This is a genomic window from Pseudoduganella sp. GW821-FHT11H04, from assembly GCF_058807935.1.
Genome location: NZ_JBXARE010000025.1, coordinates 18,035 through 36,314 on the forward strand (window position 1 = coordinate 18,035; position 18,280 = coordinate 36,314).

General features: G+C 64.2%; 13 protein-coding genes. 8 read left to right on the plus strand and 5 right to left on the minus strand.

From position 1 onward, the window contains the following. The first annotated feature begins 82 nt into the window (after positions 1-82). Genes AC1RTP_RS27980 through AC1RTP_RS27990 form a run of 3 tightly spaced genes read left to right on the plus strand, consistent with a single transcriptional unit; the run spans position 83 to position 2,992 of the window. Complete coding sequence (locus AC1RTP_RS27980; RefSeq protein WP_498611921.1) at positions 83-505, plus strand: thiol-disulfide oxidoreductase DCC family protein; 423 nt, start codon at positions 83-85, stop codon at positions 503-505. Beyond that, positions 495-1,553 (plus strand): DUF4166 domain-containing protein, encoded by a 1,059-nt coding sequence (locus tag AC1RTP_RS27985; protein WP_498611922.1) that lies wholly within the window; start codon positions 495-497, stop codon positions 1,551-1,553. Before AC1RTP_RS27980 ends, AC1RTP_RS27985 begins: the two co-directional genes overlap by 11 nt. After that, positions 1,550-2,992 carry a TIGR01777 family oxidoreductase gene (locus tag AC1RTP_RS27990; protein WP_498611923.1) on the plus strand — a complete coding sequence of 481 codons (1,443 nt, stop codon included), beginning with the start codon at positions 1,550-1,552 and terminating at the stop codon, positions 2,990-2,992. The genes AC1RTP_RS27985 and AC1RTP_RS27990 overlap by 4 nt, the downstream gene beginning before the upstream one ends. Here the strand turns inward: AC1RTP_RS27990 and AC1RTP_RS27995 are convergent. Further along, complete coding sequence (locus AC1RTP_RS27995; RefSeq protein WP_498611924.1) at positions 2,965-3,495, minus strand: CcdC protein domain-containing protein; 531 nt, start codon at positions 3,493-3,495, stop codon at positions 2,965-2,967. The genes AC1RTP_RS27990 and AC1RTP_RS27995 overlap by 28 nt on opposite strands. 86 nt (positions 3,496-3,581) lie before the next feature. Between AC1RTP_RS27995 and AC1RTP_RS28000 the strand changes: the two genes are divergently transcribed. Continuing rightward, a complete protein-coding gene (locus AC1RTP_RS28000) occupies positions 3,582-3,764 on the plus strand; it encodes a hypothetical protein (RefSeq protein ID WP_498611925.1) in 183 nt (60 codons plus the stop codon). Here AC1RTP_RS28000 and AC1RTP_RS28005 read toward each other — a convergent pair. After that, positions 3,743-8,236 (minus strand): translocation/assembly module TamB domain-containing protein, encoded by a 4,494-nt coding sequence (locus AC1RTP_RS28005; protein ID WP_498611926.1) that lies wholly within the window; start codon positions 8,234-8,236, stop codon positions 3,743-3,745. The genes AC1RTP_RS28000 and AC1RTP_RS28005 overlap by 22 nt on opposite strands. Beyond that, positions 8,236-10,017: an autotransporter assembly complex protein TamA gene (locus AC1RTP_RS28010; protein ID WP_498611927.1), complete on the minus strand. Its 1,782-nt coding sequence runs from the start codon at positions 10,015-10,017 to the stop codon at positions 8,236-8,238. The genes AC1RTP_RS28005 and AC1RTP_RS28010 overlap by 1 nt, the downstream gene beginning before the upstream one ends. Before the next feature lie 119 nt (positions 10,018-10,136). Between AC1RTP_RS28010 and queC the strand changes: the two genes are divergently transcribed. After that, a complete protein-coding gene (gene queC, locus AC1RTP_RS28015; protein ID WP_498611928.1) occupies positions 10,137-10,868 on the plus strand; it encodes a 7-cyano-7-deazaguanine synthase QueC in 732 nt (243 codons plus the stop codon). A 51-nt stretch (positions 10,869-10,919) separates the two neighbouring features. Continuing rightward, positions 10,920-13,886, plus strand: coding sequence for a CHASE domain-containing protein (locus tag AC1RTP_RS28020; RefSeq protein ID WP_498611929.1), 2,967 nt, complete (start codon positions 10,920-10,922; stop codon positions 13,884-13,886). Here AC1RTP_RS28020 and AC1RTP_RS28025 read toward each other — a convergent pair whose 3' ends face one another. Both AC1RTP_RS28025 and AC1RTP_RS28030 read right to left on the minus strand, forming a co-directional pair. Further along, positions 13,887-15,257 carry a serine hydrolase domain-containing protein gene (locus tag AC1RTP_RS28025; protein WP_498611930.1) on the minus strand — a complete coding sequence of 457 codons (1,371 nt, stop codon included), beginning with the start codon at positions 15,255-15,257 and terminating at the stop codon, positions 13,887-13,889. Positions 15,258-15,310: 53 nt separating this feature from the next. Beyond that, a complete protein-coding gene (locus AC1RTP_RS28030; RefSeq protein WP_498611931.1) occupies positions 15,311-15,700 on the minus strand; it encodes a hypothetical protein in 390 nt (129 codons plus the stop codon). 220 nt (positions 15,701-15,920) lie between these two features. On the opposite strand from AC1RTP_RS28030, the gene AC1RTP_RS28035 reads away from it, so the two are divergent. Both AC1RTP_RS28035 and AC1RTP_RS28040 read left to right on the plus strand, forming a co-directional pair. Then, positions 15,921-16,136: a hypothetical protein gene (locus AC1RTP_RS28035; RefSeq protein WP_498611932.1), complete on the plus strand. Its 216-nt coding sequence runs from the start codon at positions 15,921-15,923 to the stop codon at positions 16,134-16,136. Between the two features lie 117 nt (positions 16,137-16,253). After that, a complete protein-coding gene (locus tag AC1RTP_RS28040) occupies positions 16,254-18,209 on the plus strand; it encodes a GAF domain-containing sensor histidine kinase (RefSeq protein WP_498611933.1) in 1,956 nt (651 codons plus the stop codon). The last annotated feature ends 71 nt before the right edge of the window (positions 18,210-18,280 follow it).

Consider the following 18,280-nt stretch of genomic DNA (forward strand, 5'->3'; position numbering starts at 1 on the left):
GATTTGAGCCAGCGCAAGGTTGTTAATCGTGTCGCCGCGTTGGTTCACGAACTGTTGTATTTATCAAACAAGGAGTAGCAAGATGACCGCGCTGACTTTGTATTTTGATAGCGCCTGTCCGCTGTGCAGCCGCGAAATGCATCGCCTGCGGCGTTGGGACCGCGCCGGCCGACTGGCCTTCGTCGACATGTCGATTCCAGGCTTCGATCCCGCCCCCCTGGGCGTCACGCTGGAAGCCATGAACACCGAACTGCACGGCCTCCGCGCCGATGGCGACATGCTGGTTGGCACCGACGCCATTCTCGAAGCCTACACGCTGGCGGGACGCGCATGGCTGGTCTGGCCGCTGCGCGTGCGCATGTTGCGCCCCATGCTCGCATCGGCCTACCGCAGCCTGGCTCGCAACCGCTATCGCGTATCGCGGTGGATCGGCCTTGGCAAAGCGCATAAGGCCTGCGACGGCGCTACCTGCAAGATCTACTTTGGAGACCATCATGGAACGTAAATGGCTCGTGCGCTGGATGTATGCCAGCGCCATCGCCCATCTCGTGGTCGGCCTGGCGCTGCCATGGGTCGCCAATATCGCCGCCCTGGACTGGTACCGCGCCTGGCTCGGCGCCCCGGCTACGCGTCCCGTGCAAGCATGGTGGCTGGCGCTGTTCGGCCCGACCGTCCAATGTGTCGGCCTGTGGATGCTGGCCTTGGTGTGGTTCGGCGACCAGCGCCGCGAACCCGCCGCATGGCTGTGGATCGCCGCCGGCCTGCTGCTGTGGGGACCGCAAGACATGATGGTGTCCCTGCGCGCCAGCGTCTGGCCCAACGTCTGGATCGACCTCGCCACGCTGGTACTGCTGCTCCCCGCCGCATGGCGCCTGTACCGGATCGACTCTGCCAAGCGTGCCGGCGCCGGCGCTGCACCGGTAGTCGGCGAAGGAGAGTTGTTCCGCAAAGTCCTTGGCGGCGAATGGAACAAGCTTCATCCCGATATCCAGCACCGTTTCGCCAAGAATCCGATGCCCGGCAAGCCGCTGCAGTACTACGGAACCTTGTCCGAGCTGCGCGCTTCGCCGGTCGGCAAGCTGATTGGCTTCATCAGCAAACCCTTCATCCAGGGCGCACTGATTCCATACGATGACAGCGATTTCCCGGTCGACATCCAGGTCTACGGCAAGGATGGCTCGCCGCACATCTACAAGCAGCGCATCTACATGCTGAATGGCCGCAAGCCGATCCGGTTCACCTCCTACATGGCGGAAGGCGAGCGTGGCGAAGTGCTGGAATACGTGGGGCTGGGCCTCGGCATGAAACTCAAGCTGCATGTCGCGGAAGGTAACCTGCACTTCACCAGCGACGGTTATTTCTGGGACCTCCTGGGATGGCGCGTTCCGCTGCCTGGCCTGCTCACGCCAGGTAAGACCTACCTGCGCCATTGCAACGAAGCGCCTAACCGCTTCAACATCCGCATCGAAATCCGCCACGCCCTGTTCGGCACCACATTCGTGCAGGCCGGCGTGTTCCAAGAGCGGCAGCCAGCGCGTCAGGAGGCAGCATGAACACGCACTTGCTCGCGCTGCAGCTGATGGCGGCGCAAGGCTGTCTTGGCGCATTCGACACCATCTATCACCATGAACTGACCGAGGCCCTGCCGCAGCGCGCCACCGCGCGGCGCGAGCTTGCCATCCATGCAATACGCGCTTCAATCTATGGCGTGTTGTTCGTCGGGCTGTCGGCATGGGTGTGGCAGGGCGCCTGGATGTGGGCGCTGCTTGGACTGTTCGGCATCGAGATTGTTCTCACGCTGTGGGACTTCGTAGTGGAGGACCAGACGCGCCTTCTGCCCGCAACCGAACGCGTGACCCATACGGTGCTGGCAATTAACGGCGGCGCATTCATTTGCCTGTTGGTGCTGGGTGCGAAGGAAGCGCTGGCCGCTCCGACCGGCTTCCAGTACGCACCGCAAGGTTGGCTCAGCGTGTTCCTCGCCTTGTGCGGCGTCGGGGTGTTCTTGTCCGGCATGCGCGATGCGTTTGCATCGCGAGCCTTGCCAGCCGCCGCCGTTGCGGGCCCGGTGCGCTTTGACGGTGCACCGCAGACCGTGTTGGTTACCGGCGCCACCGGCTTTATCGGCCACTCGCTGGTGCCGGCTTTGCTGGCCAGCGGCCACCGCGTCATCGTGCTCTCGCGTGAACCGCGTAAGGCGGCTTGGGAATTTGGCGGCGCAGTGCGCGCCGTGTCCAACATGGCTGATTTGCCTCCGACGGAAAGCATCGACGTGATCATCAACCTGGCCGGCGCCCGCATCCTCGGCTGGCGCTGGAGCGAGCACCGCAAAGCCGTGCTGCGTGGCAGCCGTGCCGGGCTCACAAAAGGCGTGGTGGACTGGATTGCGACCGCAGCACGCAAACCGCGCCTGATGATCAACGCCTCGGCAATTGGCTACTACGGCATCCAGCCACAAGACAGCGCACAGGTGCTGAACGAAGCCAGCCCACCGCAGGCCATCTTCATGTCGAAGCTTTGTCAGGAATGGGAGGCTGCCGCCAGCCGCGCACGTGAATACGGCGTGCCAGTCGCGCTGACGCGCTTCGGCGTTGTCTTCGGCCACGGCGGCGCGTTGGCGGGGATGCTGCTGCCGTTCAGGCTTGGATTCGGCGGCCGGATGGGAACAGGGCGCCAGCGCAATTCATGGATCCACCTTCACGACCTGTTGGCCGCGATGGCGCACATATGGCGGTTGGGTGCGCAAGCCGATGGCGCCTGGAACTTCACGGCGCCGGAGCACCCTACGCAGCTGGATTTCGCCAAAGCCGCCGCCACCGCACTGCACCGTCCCTGCCTGACGCCAACGCCAGCATGGCCGGTGCGTTTGCTGCTAGGCGAACAATCAGACCTAATGCTGGAAGGCGCCGCCATCGCCCCCACGCGTCTTCTCGCCAGCGGCTTTACCTTTCGCTTCCCGACAGTTCAGAGAGCGTTGTCGGATTTGGTCTGAGCCATGCGCCAGCGCAGGAGGCCGATGGAGTAGGCGGTGAGGTAGCCGATCAGCAAGCCGAAGGGGATCACGGTCAGCGGGTGCTGCATCACCTCGAGCTGATTGATGATTTTCGGTTGCTCGGATTGGCGGTTGACGTAGAACTCAACGCCAATCTGCAGCACGCGGGCGGCGAAAAGCATGCATACCAGGATGGCGGTGCGGCTCGGCGGCGTGAAATACAGCTTGAGGCCCGTGTTTTCGAAGCGGGTCTTCTTGAGAGCGAAGACTGCAAGCCAGGCGCCGGTAATCACGGCGGCGGCCATCATCGACAGGGCAGGCAAATTGGCCAGCATCGACTGTGCTGCAGCCAGCAGCAGGATAGGCAGGCCGGCAGCTGCGACCCAGTGCCGCCACGCGACCGATTCCTGGCGGCGGAACACCAGCTTCAGGCGCGAGTAGGTGCGCCAGATCAGCATCGGGACGAGGATGAGCAGGACGACGGTAGTGACGGTCAGTTGCATTGGGTCGCGCAATTCGTGGAAAAAGAAGGATTTTAACCGGAGGCGTAGAATACTCCTTCGTGATCTCGCTTTCGGGAGTGCCTGCCATGGAAAAACACCCTATCCACGCCCACCGGGCGCCGGACTTACCGGTGCCTGTCGATGAGTCCCAGCCGCACCCCGAGCCGGTGCATCCGCATAGCCCGCATAATCCCGTTCCTCAAGACGAGCCAGTGCCCAACCATAATCCTGAGCTGGCGCCGCCCGGTCAGTCGAAAGCCCAGTTGTAAAGCACGTCCAGTGCGTTGTTGGTGCCAGTCTGCACCTGCAGCGTCACGCGCGTGTTGACCTTGTAGCGCAGCTTGACCAGGCTGGTGGCGCTGCCTGCGCCTTGCTCGAAGCTGATATAGGCGCGCGACGAGAGCTTCTTGCCGACCGTAACCACGGTGCTTTCCAGCCCCTTGGCCTGGCTCACCCCCAGTTCATCCAGACCGACCCGGTTGGCCAGGCTTGGACCGCCGCTGCCGCCCAGCAGGGCGCCGGCTGCAGTGCCGAGCAGGCTCATTTCGTTGCCCGCCATGTCGGCAGTGCCGTGGCCTAGCACCATCCAGGCCAGCTTTTCGCTGTCTGGTACCGATGGGTTGGAGACCAGTTTGGCGGCCGGCGCCAAGGCCGTTCCGCGCACTTCCACGCCGGCTTCCACATTGGTTTCGCTCAGCTCTTCGCCTTCGGGGCGCTTGCGCACGGCGCGGATGTTCAGGCTAGGGTTGTCGTAGGCGCCGGTGAAATTGAGAACGCCGCGCTCGATCGCCAGTCGCTGGCCGTAGGCGGCGTAGGTGCCGCTGACGACGCGGATGCTGCCGTTCACGCGTGGTGGCCGACGGTCGGCCATGCGCACCCGCACCGAGCCGGCCAGTTGCGCGTCCAGGCCTTTGCCGCGCAGGGTGAAGTCGTCGCCCAGGTCTGCTTCGACGTCGACATTCAAAGACTGGCCGCTGGATGCGGGGGCTTTTGGTTTTTCGCGGCCGAGGATCACCACATCGTCGCTGATTGTCGGGGTGTCGAGCGATGGCAGTTCGATGGTCGCGCGATTGGCTTTGAATTTGCCGTTGAGTTCAAAGCGCTTGGCATCGCGCACCAGGGTGCTGTTGCCGCTCAGGACCAGGGTGCGGTCGGGGCGGTTGAATACTTGCAGCTTGTCGGCGGCCAGTTTGAGGTCCATCGTCATGTCGCCATTCGCAAGCCGCAGCCAGCCTTCGGCCTGCGCGTTGCCGTCGGTACCTTCGAAGCGCAGGCGGTTCAGTTGCAGCTGGTCGCCGGCGACCTTGGCTTGCAGCTCGCCGTTGCGCAGGCGGATGCCTTGCTCGGCCCAGTTGATGACCAGCTGCTCGCCGACCACTTCACCATCCAGCAATGGATTGGCAATCGTGCCGTGGCCGGAAGCGCTGGCGCGCAAAGCGCCGCCCAGCTCCATGCCTTGCACGCCGAGCAGCGGCGACAGCCAGGCGATGGAGGGCAGGCTGGCGCTGGCGCCGAAGGTGAGTGGGCTGTCGGATGGGATACGGCCATCGCGCAGCTGGGCGCTGGCTTCCAGGCGCGCATTGCCGGCGCGGTCGCCCGCCAGTTCGCCCTCGACGCGCAACTGGTCGCCGGCTACGGTCAGGCGGGTATCGAGCAATTTCAGGCCAAGTGGGACTGGGCGCTCACCGCCCGTAATGGTGATGTCGCCTTTTTCGCGGAACACGTGCAGGTAGCCGTCCAGCGCCGGCGCGGAGCCTTTCGCTGCCGGCGCTGCGAGGTCAAGCGACCAGTCGCCGCCCAGCGTCATGGTGCTGGCGACGTTGCGGCGCCAGGTGTCGGACAACTGGGCGAGGTAGCCGGCATTGACGCCGGCGGCGCTGCCTTTGCTGCGCCAGCGCAGGCCGTCCTTTTCCAGCGTGTCGATGCGCAGGCTGCCTTCGGGCATGTTGATGGTGGCGCTGCCCAGTGCGAGCTGCTCCGGGTGCGCCAGGCCTGCTACGCCTTCGCCTTTGCGGCCGGTGATGCGCAGCGATGCCGGCGCGTGCAGGGCGAGTGCGAAGCGGCCTTTGTTTTGCAGTGCATCGATGCTGCCGCTCCAGCTGTCGGCGGCGAAGCTGCCGTGCAGTTTGGCGCCAGCGTCGAAGTCGGGGTTGGCTGCGGTCAGTTGCACCGTGTGGTTGCCCGCGGTGCCGCTGGATTGCAGGCGCAGGCGGTCAAGCTGGATGCCGGGGATGCTCAGGCCGGCGATTGCCAGGTCGGCTTGCAGCGGGTCGTCCGGGGCGAAGGCGGCGCCGATAGTGGCACTGCCTTTGATGGTGGAGATTTCGCGCTGGCCGGGCAAGCGCAGGTGGCCGCCTTCCAGTGTGGCGTTGAGGGTTGGCAGCGTGCTGCCCTTGCCGCTGCGGCCACCGCTGCTGCCGCCGCTTGCGTAGCCGCTGCCGCGCAGGTTGCCGGACCACTCGCGGCCCAGTACGGCCAGTTGAGGCGCGTCGAGCTTCCAGTCGATGCGGTCTTGCGGTTTGCCGAAGGAACCTTTGGCTTGCAAGAGGTTGGGGCCGAGGTGCAGGTCGATGTCGCTGTCTTGCACACGGCCGGGGGCGGCGGCGAATTTTGCATAGCCGCTCAGTGCGGCGTTGCCGAGCGTGGATGCCGGTTGCAGGCGGATGTCGGCGTTGGCCAGCCAGTCGGCGCTGGCGCGCAAGGTGGCGCTGTATTCGGCGTTGACGTTGCCCGTCACCGGTGCGCCGAAGTTGGCGGGGTTGACGCGAGTTGCGCTGCCGGACAGCTTGACGTCCATTGCACCGAAGAGGGCCGCTTCGCCGCTGGCGCGGATCAGGCTATCGGCGCTGGCCTGCTGCCCTGGATTGCGCTGTCCACTGCCGCTAGCGGGCGGCATGTAGGCCAACCCGCGCGCTTCGGCATTGAAGCTGGTGCGCGGCGCTTGGTAACCGCCGGCCAGGATGCCGCTGGCGATGGCGCTGCCTTGCAACTGCGGGTTGATTGCGGAGAGCTGGGCGGCGTCGAGCTGCCATTCAAGCTTGTCGCTGGCAGCGCCGAAAGCACCTTTCGCAGTGGCGTTATTGCGGGCGAAGGCGAGGCGGGCGTCGATACCGGAAATGTGCTGGGCATCGGCGGCCAGCTTGATGCTGCCGGACAGCGGCTGTCCCAGCAACTTGCTTGGCTGTATGGTGGCTTCGGCGTTCGCGTGCCAGTTCGGGGCCAATTTGCCGTTGGCCTGCAATTCGGCGTTCAGGTCGGCTGCAGGGAAAGCGCCCAGCGCAGATGGATCGAAACGCTTGACCGTGGCGCTGGCCTTGAAGGCTTTATCGTCCTTCAGGCTAGCCTGGGCGGTAGCGGAAATGCTGCCCTGGCCGGCGCTCAGGCGGGCTTGCTGTACCGTCAGCAGCAGGTCCTGCAGCGTGGCGTGGGCGTCCAGGCGCAGTTTGCCTTCGCCGAGGGCGGCGCGCAGCGTGTGCTGTTTGCCCTTGGTCTCGGCGCTGATGTCGCCGGCGATGGTGGTGCGGATGGCGGCGCCGTGCAAGCCGCGCAGGTCGAGGCGGTCGGTGTGCAGGCGCAGGCTGGCGGTGTCGATCCTGCCGTCTTTCGGCTGGCGGTGCAGGGCGCCGCTGCCGGTAAATTTGCCTGCTTCGCCGAGATCGATCAGCAGGCTGCTCAGCGTGGCGTTGTCCAGCGTGCCGCCCAGTTGCGCGGCGGCGCTGTGCAGGGGCAGTTTTTGCTGGTCGAGCGGACCGGGCGCACTGCGGTTCGTTGCCGCCAGTTTGCCGGACAGCTTGTCGCCGTTGATGGCGGCTTCCAGCGCGAGGTCGATTGCGGCTTTCGGCCAGGCTGGATCGAAGCGCGATGGATCGACTTCCCGCGCTTGCAGGCGGATGCTGCGCAGGGGCAGGGTGTCGAAGGGCGCCAGCATCAGGGTGCCATCGCCGTTGGCATAGTTTGATTTGCCTTTGACGTCCAGCTTCAGTTGCGCCAGGTCGCCGCTGGCGAAGACTTCCAGCCGCGTCGCGCTGCGCTGGATCAGGTCGGGATCGGGCGCCTTCGCGGCCGTCGCCGGCGGCATCGGTGCGAGGGCCGCGGTGGCGCTTAGCTTGTAGGGGAGCAGCGTGGATATTTCTGCGCTGGCGGCGAGAGCGCCGATAGGCGTTTCTGCGCTGGCGTCATTCAACTGCCAACGCTCGCCATCGCCTTTCAGCTGAAGCTTGATGGCGCGCAGTTCGGTGCGGCTACCATCCTGGCCGACGATCGACAAGGCACTGATGCGCCCATCGCTGATATTCAGCCGGAATGGCGGCGTGATCGAAGCGGGCATCACGGCGGGCTTGGACGGTCCGGTAGCGCGCGATTCGGCCTGCGCTACATACAGCTCGCTGATCGCCACGCCGTCGCTGAAGTACTGCAGCGGCGACCAGTTGATATCGATGTTGTCGAGCGTAAGCACGCTCGTTTCGTCGCGGTAGGTGACGTGGCCGATGTGCATGCGGCCATACAGCGAGCCACTGACGCCCGTCACCATGATTGAACCGCCGCTTGAACGGGCGATCTGCGCCACGATCTGCTGCAGCGTAGTTTCGCGCCCTAGCAGCCAAACCGAGCCGCCGAGGACAGCCAGCGCCGCGCCGCCGCCGATCAGCGTGCGGCGCAGCCATTTCCGGCCTCGGGGCGGTACCGGTGCGTCGGCAGGCGGCGATCCTGGCGCGACGGGTGGCTGACGTGGCTTATCCATCAGAACGTGAACCCCAGCGAGAAATGCAGCCGTACCTTGCGCGTGGCATGGCCATACGCAACGTCGACGTTGATCGGCCCGACGGGGCTCTTGTAGCGCGCGCCAAGGCCGTAACCGGACTTGGGATGCAGGCCGCCAAGCGAGTTGGCCGCATTGCCGATGTCGTAGAACACGGCCCCGCCCCAGGTCGGCTTGAACCAGTACTGGTACTCCGCGCTGGCCGTGGCCAGGTAGCGGCCGCCCACCGTTGCGTCGCCCTGCTGTACGCCCAGCTCCTGGTAGGCGTAGCCGCGTACCGAGTTATCGCCGCCGGCTCGGAACAGGTAGGTGGTCGGCACCCCATCCTGGTGCGCCGAAGCCAGCGCCCCCAGTTCCGCGCGCAGGATGACGGTGGATTTGGCGTTTAGCGGGCGGTAAGTGATGCCGCGCGCCGTGGCGCGGATGAATTTCTCGTCCGTCAGCACCGGCAGCAGCGCACCGCCGAACGTGGCGTTGATCACATAGCCCTTGGTCGGGAATACCAGGTTATCCACTTTGCGCCAGGTGGCGGCATAGGTGAGCGGCAAGGACTGGCTGTGCGACGACACCACCCGGTTCACGGTCTTGGTCTCGTTCAGGTATTCGAGCGAGATGCTGCGCTCCAGCAGCGGCGTACCCCAGGCACGCTTGGCCGCGACGGAGGCGGTGCGCGTGATCTCGCCCTCGATATCTTTGCGTTCAAGCTGCGCGCCGAAGCTGTCGTTGTAGCCATCCGCCGTGGTCGGGAAGTAGAAATCGCTGCGCGCGGCCTGGCGCTTGGTCTCCAGCGTCAGCGCGCTTTTCATCTTCAGCCCGAACACGTTGAGGTCATCATAAGTGGCCGAAGTACGTGCGCCGGTATTGGTGCTGAAACCGATACCCACGCTGGCGTTCTTGCGCTTGTTTTCCACCACCCGTACCAGCAAGGGCAGCGGCGCCATGGTCGCCGGCTGCGGCACGCCTTCCGCCTTGTCCTGCGCGGCCTCGATCTGCTCGCCCACCACGGACGACAAGTCGGCGCTCACTTCGACATTGGCGAAGTAGCCCGTGTCCTGCAGCTTGCCCTGGTAAGCCTGTAGCGCCGCCTCGCTGTAATAGTCGCCCGGCTTGATCGGATTCAGGTTGCTCACCACCGATTCCGGATAGCGCCGCAAGCCCTCGATCTTCAATTCGCCGAAACGCATCTCCGGCCCGCTGTCGAGCGTCACATGCAGCAGCGCGCGCCGCGTATCGGGATCGACCACCGCCTCGCTGGCCGTCATCTGCGCCCGCGGGTAGCGGGTCTGCACCAGGGCGCGCAGGATGTCGCGCTTGGCCTTTTCCCACTCATCCTGGCGGAATACCGCGCCGGTGGGCAAGTTCCAGCCGGCTTTCAGCGCGGCTTGGTCGAAAGGTGTAGCCGACGTCGACGCGAAGCCCTCCAGCGTGATCTCTACTTCCCCCACCAATACGGGATCGCCCGGCACCACGTCCACCAGGACCGTCGGGGTATCGCTTTCGTCCAGGCGGATATTGACTTCCGGCGAGTAGTAACCGGCAGTGGCCACCAGCGTCTTGATCTGCTCCGGCGCGGAACGCAGCATGCGCTGCAGCTGGTCGCGGTCCATGCGCGAGTTCGTCCGGTAGCGCACCAGGTCCAGGTTGTCTTCGAGGAGCGACTCGAGCGCGCGCGGTGCATTGATGCGCACCTTGTATTGCCAGTCCTGGGCAGCCGCCAGTATGGGCAGCAGCAGGGCGGCGGCGCCCACTACAAGGCCCTTCAATACTTTTGTGCCGGTTTGTGCCAAAATTCGTGGTCTGTGATCTGGAAGTCGAAACCGAATGTTACCGGATCAGCAGCATAATTGTCGTACCCCTAGAAAATCCAGACGAAAGTATAGTGATGCTGACTAACGACGCCGCACTGGTCCTGTTCAGCGGTGGACAGGACTCGACCACCTGCCTTGCATGGGCCCTGGAGCGTTACCCGCGCGTTGAAACCATCGGCTTCGATTATGGCCAGCGCCATGCGATCGAACTGACCGTGCGCCCGCGCGTGCTGGAGAAAATGCGCACCCTCAAGCCGGAATGGGCCGAGCGCCTTGGCGAAGACCATATGGTCAACCTGGGCCTGATCTCGGAATTGTCGAAAACGGCCATGACCGAAGACATCGAGATCGTTATGCAGGAAAACGGCTTGCCGAACACCTTCGTCCCAGGCCGCAACCTGCTGTTCATGACCGTGGCAGCCACGCTGGCCTATCGCCGCGGCCTGACCGTGCTGGTGGGCGGCATGTGCGAGACCGATTTTTCCGGCTATCCGGACTGCCGCGACGACACCATGAAGGCCCTGCAGGTTGCCCTCAACCTCGGCATGGACACCCGCAACAAGCTGGAAACCCCGCTCATGTGGCTGGACAAGGCGCAAACCTGGCAACTAGCCGAGCAAATGGGCGGCCAGCCGCTGGTGGACCTGATCCGCTCCGACACCCACACCTGCTACAAGGGCGAGCGCGGGGAGCTGCACGATTGGGGCTATGGCTGCGGTGTTTGCCCGGCCTGCGAGCTGCGCGCGCGCGGCTACCGCCTGTACCAGTCCACACTGGCTGGCAATCGCGCTACCAGCGCCGATTGACATTTTCTATAGAGCAACTACTTTGCTCTGAAAACCAACTAAGATGGTGGTATGCAGAGGCCACCAGCCAGCCCCTTACAAAGCCTCCTCCAACCTCGCCTGCTGGCGGGGCTGGTGGCGGGGCTATGCCTGACGGCCACCGCCAGTGTGTGGTGGGGCGCGCGCGGCGATGCCGAGCGTGATGCACGGGCCGACTTCGAATACCGCGCCCGGGAACTGGTCAACAATATCGCGGCGCGCATGCAGGCTTACGTCCAGGCCCTGTATGGCGTGCAGGGCTTGTTCGCCAGTTCCGACTTTGTCGACCGCCAGGAATTCCATACCTACGTCGAACGCCTTGAGCTAAGCCAGAACTTCCCCGGCATGCAGGGCATCGGCTTCATGCGCCTGGTGCCAGGGCCGCAACTGGCCTCCCATATCGCCACGGTGCAGGCGGAAGGCTTTCCCGATTACTCGGTGACGCCGCCCGGCCAGCGCAGCCAGTATGCGCCGGTGGTTTATCTCGAACCCTTCGACAGCGCCAACCAGCGCGCCTTCGGCTATGACGGCCTGTCCGAACCCGTGCGCCGCGCCGCCTTCGAGCAGGCGCGCGATACCGGCCTGCCAACCATGACCGGCAAGCTGCTGCTGAAGCAGGAGACTTCCGCCCCGGTGCAGGCGGGCTTCATCATTGCGCTGCCGGTCTACCAGAACGGCGTTGGCCGCTACACCGTCATCCAGCGCCGCAGCGCCGCCAAGGGGTGGGTCTACGCCCCGTTCCGCATGGACGACGTCATGGCCGCGCTGGGCCACGATGCCCAGCGCGGCCTCGATGTGGAAATCTACGACGGCGACGAATCCAATGAAATGAGCCGCATGTTCGACAGCGCGCCGGCTTTCGCGGCAAAACAGGAGCGCCACCACACCGCCAAGCACGTGAGCCTTGCCGGGCGCCGCTGGACGCTGCAAATCAGTGCGCTTCCCAAGCCGGGCGGTGTATTGTCGGACAAGCCGCGCGCCATCGCCATCGGCGGCCTGATGCTAAGCGCCGTGCTGGCCTTGTTGTCCTACGTTCTGGCTGAAAGCAGGCAGCGCCTGCGTGTCGCGCTGGAGCACAGCAGCCGCATGGGCGATGAATTGCGCGAAGGGCAGGAGACCTTGTTGGCCATGGCCGAACACGCGCAGGGCAGCCAGGCGGTGCTGCGCTGCATCCTCGATTCCACGGTGGACGGTATCCTGGTCGACAATTATCGCGGCGCCATCCTCAATTCCAATCGGCGCTTCCGGCAGTTATGGAATGTGCCGGAGCAGTTGGACTGGCAGAGCGACGGCGCTATCCTGCTGGCGCACATGGCCGGCCAACTGGAGCAGCCGGATACTTTCCTGCACGCCTGCGCCCGCGACGAGCCGGCTGACGAGGAAAGCCATGGCCAGCTGCCGATGCGCGACGGCCGGGTGCTGGAAGTGACTACGCGTCCCTTACAACTGGGCAGCGAAGCGGCGCGGCTCTGGTCTTTCCGCGACATCACCGAACGCACCCTGAACGAGCGGCGCGAAGAGGGCCGCCACCAGGTGCTGGAATTGCTGGCTGCCGGAGCGCCGCAGCATGAGGTGCTGGACAGCCTGTTGCGCGGCATCGAAGCCGTCAACCCCGGCATGATTTGCAGTGTGATGCTGCTGGACGAGGAGGCGAAACACCTGTTCGTTGCTGCCGGACCAAGCTTGCCCGTCTTCTTCAACGATGCCATCAACGGCCTGCCGGTCGGCTTTGGCAACGGCTCCTGCGGCAAGGCCGTCACCAGCAACAGCCGCGTCATTTCGGAGGACATCGGCACCGATCCGCTCTGGGCGGCATACCGCGAATTGGGGCTGCGGGCCGGCGTGGGCGCCTGCTGGTCGGAGCCGGTGCATGGCGCCAACGGCAAAGTACTCGGGTCCTTCGCGATTTATCACCGCGAACCGCAGCGCCCCAGCGTTGCCCACCTGGCTTTGCTCGACCAGGCCGCAAGCCTGGTCGGCATCGCGGTGGAGCAGGCGCGCGGCGCCGAAGCCCTGCGGGTAGGCGAAGCGCGCTTTCGCAGCTTGTACGACCATGCGCCGGTGGCGCTGTGGCAGCAGGACTGGTCGGCCGTGCGTGCAGCCTTGCTGGAGCTGGCTGAATCGGGCGTGGAAGACGTCGCGCAATGGCTGCAATTCAACCCGAGCCACCTGCATCGGCTGGCGAGCCTGGTGCGCATTACCGACGTCAATGCGGCGGCGCTGGCCCAGGTTGGTGCTGATCCTGGCAACAAGGAGGCGGGGCGCCTGACCCTGGCGCAAAACTTCGCTCCATCAGCCATGCAGGAATTCGGCCGTGCGTTGCTGGCGATGGAGGAGGGCGCCCACCTATTCCAGTGCGAGGGCAACTTCCTGCGGCTGGATGGCGTCGAGCGCCAGAATGAACTGACGCTGCTGGTGATGCCGGGCCATGAAAACGCGTTGGACTTCGTCATCCTATCCACACTCGACATCACGGAACGCAAGCGCATGAACGAAGAACTGGTGCAGCTGGCGACGACAGACTTCCTCACCGGTTTGCCGAACCGGCGCGAATTCATGGCGAGACTGGAAGACGAACAGGCTCGCTTGCAGCGCGACGTGGGTGGCCGGGCGGCGGTGCTGATGCTGGATATCGACCACTTCAAGGACATCAACGACGCCCACGGCCACGATTGGGGCGACGCCGTGCTGCGGCATCTCGCAGGCTTGATGCGCGACTCCCAGCGCAAGATCGACATGCTGGGCCGCGTGGGGGGCGAGGAATTCGCCATCCTGCTGCCTGGCGCCGACCTGGATGCGGCGCGTGCTTTCGCAGAACGCCTGCGCCAGCGCATCGCCGATACGCCCATGGGGCGCAACGGCAGCACCATCGCCATCACGGTCAGTATCGGTATCGCCAGCCTGGCGCCGGACGAACATAGCGGCGACGCGGCCCTGGTGCGGGCCGACCAGGCCCTGTACCGCGCCAAGCGCGGCGGCCGCAATCGCGTGGAAGGCTGATCAGTCCGGGCGCAGGCGCAGTTGATCAACCTTGTCGGCTTTGCCCAGGCTCATCTCGACCAGCAGGGTGCCGCTGGTGTAGTTCAGGCGGTAGCTGTAGTTGCGCACTTCGCCGTCGACGCTGCGCGCCAACAATTCCACCTTGCGCAGCGGACCCCATTCGCGCAAATCTTGCGACACCATCGCGATGAATTCGGGCGAAAGCGCCTCGGACACCTTGGCGCTCAGGCCCTCCGGCTGCTTGCCATCGGCAATGCTGGCGAACATGGCGCGCACACGCTCGGCCACCGCCGGTTCGGTTTCCTCGATGGCTGGCTTCGGCACGACGGCCAGCGCCGGCAGGTAATGGGCCGCGACGATGTCGCCCAGCTTGTTGGGACGCGCCGAGGCGGAATTGGCCAGCACCACCACCGACAGCTTGTCATCCACAAAGCGGTACAGCTGCGCGCGGAAGCCTTGCCAGGAACCGCTGTGCGCGATGGTCTTGTGGCCATTGCGCTCAAACAGCTTCCAGCCGTAGCCGTATTCGGTGGCGCTGCCATCGTTCAGCTTTGCCGGGGTCCAGCTGGCCTGGCGCACGCTGGCGGGCAGCACCTTGTCGCCGTACAGCGCCAGGTCCCACTTGGCCAGGTCGCGCGCCGTCAGGTACAAGCTGCCGTCGGCCGTGGTGTTCAGGCGCGGCGCCACCCAGGATTGATTGACGGTCCGGCCGCCCTTGCGCTCGTAGCCGCGCGCGCGGTGCGGGATGATGTCCGATTCACTGATGATGCGCGTGCCCATGTCCAGCGGCGCGAAGATACGGTCATGCAGCTGGTCGCCATAAAATTTGCCCCCTGCCTTGTTGCAGATGAAGCCGAGCAAGTGGTAGCCCATATTCGAGTAGGACCATTTTTCGCCGGGGGCGAACAGCACCGGGATCTCCGCCTCCAACGCAATCAGTTCTTCTTCGCTGTAATCCTTGGTCAGGTCAAGTTTGGCGTAAGGATCGCCCAGGCCGGAGGTGTGCGACAGCAGGTGGCGGATGGTGATGCCCTCCCATGCCTTAGGCGTGTTGGCCAGGTGTTTGGAAATGGGATCGTCCAGCGACAGCTTGCCGTCTTGCACCAGCAGCATCACCAGCGCAGCGGTAAAGGTCTTGCCGACCGAGCCGGATTGGAACACGGTGGCGGGCGTCACTTTGACCTGGTTTTCCAGGTCGGCGAAGCCGTAGCCTTGTTCGCGGATGATCTTGCCGTTTTTCACGACTGCGATGGAGATGCCGGGGGTATGGCTGCGCTTCATTTCCGCCAGGATGGCGTCATCGAGCTTGTCGGCAAAGGCGGGAGCGGATACTGCGAGAGCGATGGGGACCAGCAGAAAAGTCGGGCGCATGGATGCAATTTTGTGAGTTGCTAAAATTGCATTCTAGCACCCGACCCAGGCAATCATGCAGGGGCATGTTCCAGGGCTGGAACTGCTTGTTGCTTGCGGCTGCGGCGCTTCATCAGCCAGTAGATGCCGAACGGGATCATCAGTGGCAGCAACAGTGGCGAAACGGCAGCCATGGTCACGACGGCAGCCAGGGCCAGGGTCAGGATCACCAGCACGCCGACACCAGCCATCATGAAGCCGACCAGTACCGCCGCGAAGGTCATCACCACGGCCAGAATGGCGAACACGCCGCCGGCGATCACGGTGCCCAGCAATGCGCCCAATGGGCCGTCAAAGTCCGAATCGCCCACGGTGACTACCAGGTCGTTGGCGTCGATCGAAATCCAGGCTGCAATCGTGCAGAAGAACAGCAGCAGCAGGGTCAGGGCAATTACCTTTTTCATGATGGGCCTCTTGGCGTTGAACATGGTGTCACTGTAGGCCTCACGCCGCGCGCCAGCCATCGGATTGCGATGAACGGTTGAATTGCAATGATGAATGGAAAAAGATGCGCCCAGAGCGCAAATCGCAGCTTGAAATCATTAACTCTTTGCCTATACTGAATATCCGATCTCTGAGATGGAGGGGAATATGGCTTGGCTAGTAAGAGACGGGAGCCAATCGTTGCTCCTGGGAATCGACAGCGAACCGCGCCAGCGCAGCGCAACTTCCTGGTTCGGCGGCGGCCCGAAAGGCCCGCCATCCGCGCCACCGACGATTCCACCAATCATCATCAATCCCTTCAAATACCAAACGCCAGACCCGGCCATTGACCCGCGCATTACGCCGCTCGGCCCGCCGGTCATGCCGCCGCGACGGCCTGCCATGTCGCTGCATTGACATTGCACAAACCTTTTAAATCCAGACGGCCCGCGTACAACGCGGGCTTTGTTTTCCTCTGGCCCGCCCGCGCGCCTCCTGCTATATTGCCCAGACGCATGTAACCTTGGGAATAAGATGGAAAGCCGTCTGCGCCGCCTGGAGGCCGTCCAGGAAATCCTTCTGGAAATCGGACAGCTGTCCAACAGCTGCACCGATATCACGGTTTTCCTGCAATCCGTGCACGCGGCGCTGGGCCGCATCATGTATGCCGCCAACTTCTATGTTGCACTGAGCGACCGCGACGCCCCGGGCAATGCCGTGCGCTTTGTCTATTTCGTCGATGAAGTCGATGACCATCCCTACCGGGACCAGCTGGTGCAGCTGGCCACGCCCGACCAGTCGCCGACCGCCTGGGTGATCCTCAACAAGCAGCGCCTGGTGATGACGGGCGACGAGCAGCGCGCCCGCGACGAGAACGAGGAATTCGGCATCGGCACAGTGGCCGAGCACTGGATCGGTTGCCCGCTGCTGGACCAGAGCCATGAAGTCCTCGGCGCCATGGTGATCCAGAGCTACGACAAGGAGCACACGTACAGCGAAGAAGACCAGGCCCTGTTCGCGCAGATCGCCAACCACGTCTCCAGCGCCCTGCAAGGCTTGCAAAGCATGGACCGGCTGGAACGCGCCGTGCGCGAGCGCACGCTGGAACTGGAGCGCGAAGTGGCGGAGCGCAGCAAGGCTGAGCGCCTGCAGCGCGCGCTGTACGAAATCGCCAGCCTGTCCGCCTCCGCCTCGGCCGAATCGGACGCCCGTGAGTTGTACGCCCGCCTGCACGAAATCGTCGGTGGCCTGATCACCGCCCGCAACTTCCTGATCGCGCTATACCACCCCAAGCGCGACGAAATCTCGATTCCCTACTTCGTCGACGAGAAGGACCGGGAAGCGCCGATCAAGCGCTTTGAGTATGGCATCGGCATGAGCTCCTTCGTGCTGAAGAAGCGCAAGCCCATGCTGCTGGACGGCCCGGCGTTCGCCGAGCTGATGGCCAGCGGCGAAATCAATGAACCGCTCGGCAACCAGGGCATCGCCAGCTGGATGGGCGCTCCGATGACGGTTGGCGAAGAGGCCTTGGGCGTGATCATCGTGCAAAGCTACGACGAATCGGTGACGTACACTCAGTCCGAGCTGGATATCCTGGCCTACGTCGCCAACCACACCGCCGCCGCGATAGCGCGCACGCGCTCCGACCTGGCGATCCGCCGCGCCAAGGCCGAACTGGAAGAGCAGAACACCGCGCTGGCTTCCGCGCTGACGCAATTGCAGACCGCCCAATCGGAACTGGTACGCCAGGAAAAACTGGCCTCACTGGGCCGACTTGTAGCTGGTGTCGCACACGAAATAAACACCCCGCTCGGCATCTGTGTCACCGCCACCAGCCACCTGGTGGAAGAGCTGCGCCTGTGCCGCCTCGACCTGGCTGACGGCGCCCTGGACGAAGACGGCTTGCAGCAGTTCTTCGACACGGTCGACCAGTCGCTGAAGATCATGACCACCAACACCCAGCGCGCCGCAGCGCTGGTGCGCAGCTTCAAGCAAGTGGCGGTGGATCAGTCCTCCGACAATATCCGCCACTTCAACCTGCGCAAATACCTCGATGAAGTGCTACTGTCGTTGCAGCCAAAGCTGAAGGGCAAGCCGATCAACGTGCAGGTGGACTGCCCGCCGGACATCCACTGCGAAAGTTTCCCCGGCGCCGTCTCGCAGATCGTCACCAATATGGTGGTGAACTCGCTGGTGCACGGATTTGAAGAAGGGCAGAAGGGCAGCATCCGCATCACCGGCAAGCTTGATGGCGAACACATACTGTTCGACTACAGCGACGATGGCGCCGGCATGGACGCAACTACGCTGCAGCAGCTGTTCGACCCCTTCTTCACCACTAAGCGCGGCTCAGGCGGCAGCGGCCTGGGCGCGCACATCCTGTACAACCTGGTGACCGGCCCGCTGGGCGGCACCGTGAACGTCGTCAGCTCGCCCGGCATGGGCCTGCACTACCACCTCCGCTTCCCCCGCGACCAGCGTAGCAAATAAAAAGTCGGGGTCAGGTCGAGCAAACGGACACGGGCTCAAGCGCGCAGCGCTTGAGCCCGTGTCCGTTTGCT

What these genes read in the sequence shown, in the direction of transcription:
- AC1RTP_RS27985 (WP_498611922.1), top strand. Translation starts at nt 495, where the DNA reads ATGGAACGTAAATGGCTCGTGCGCTGGATGTATGCCAGCGCCATCGCC.
- AC1RTP_RS28025 (WP_498611930.1), bottom strand. Translation starts at nt 15,257, where the DNA reads ATGCGCCCGACTTTTCTGCTGGTCCCCATCGCTCTCGCAGTATCCGCT.
- AC1RTP_RS28005 (WP_498611926.1), bottom strand. Translation starts at nt 8,236, where the DNA reads ATGGATAAGCCACGTCAGCCACCCGTCGCGCCAGGATCGCCGCCTGCC.
- AC1RTP_RS27990 (WP_498611923.1), top strand. Translation starts at nt 1,550, where the DNA reads ATGAACACGCACTTGCTCGCGCTGCAGCTGATGGCGGCGCAAGGCTGT.
- queC (WP_498611928.1), top strand. Translation starts at nt 10,137, where the DNA reads ATGCTGACTAACGACGCCGCACTGGTCCTGTTCAGCGGTGGACAGGAC.
- AC1RTP_RS28030 (WP_498611931.1), bottom strand. Translation starts at nt 15,700, where the DNA reads ATGAAAAAGGTAATTGCCCTGACCCTGCTGCTGCTGTTCTTCTGCACG.
- AC1RTP_RS27980 (WP_498611921.1), top strand. Translation starts at nt 83, where the DNA reads ATGACCGCGCTGACTTTGTATTTTGATAGCGCCTGTCCGCTGTGCAGC.
- AC1RTP_RS28000 (WP_498611925.1), top strand. Translation starts at nt 3,582, where the DNA reads ATGGAAAAACACCCTATCCACGCCCACCGGGCGCCGGACTTACCGGTG.
- AC1RTP_RS28020 (WP_498611929.1), top strand. Translation starts at nt 10,920, where the DNA reads ATGCAGAGGCCACCAGCCAGCCCCTTACAAAGCCTCCTCCAACCTCGC.
- AC1RTP_RS27995 (WP_498611924.1), bottom strand. Translation starts at nt 3,495, where the DNA reads ATGCAACTGACCGTCACTACCGTCGTCCTGCTCATCCTCGTCCCGATG.
- AC1RTP_RS28040 (WP_498611933.1), top strand. Translation starts at nt 16,254, where the DNA reads ATGGAAAGCCGTCTGCGCCGCCTGGAGGCCGTCCAGGAAATCCTTCTG.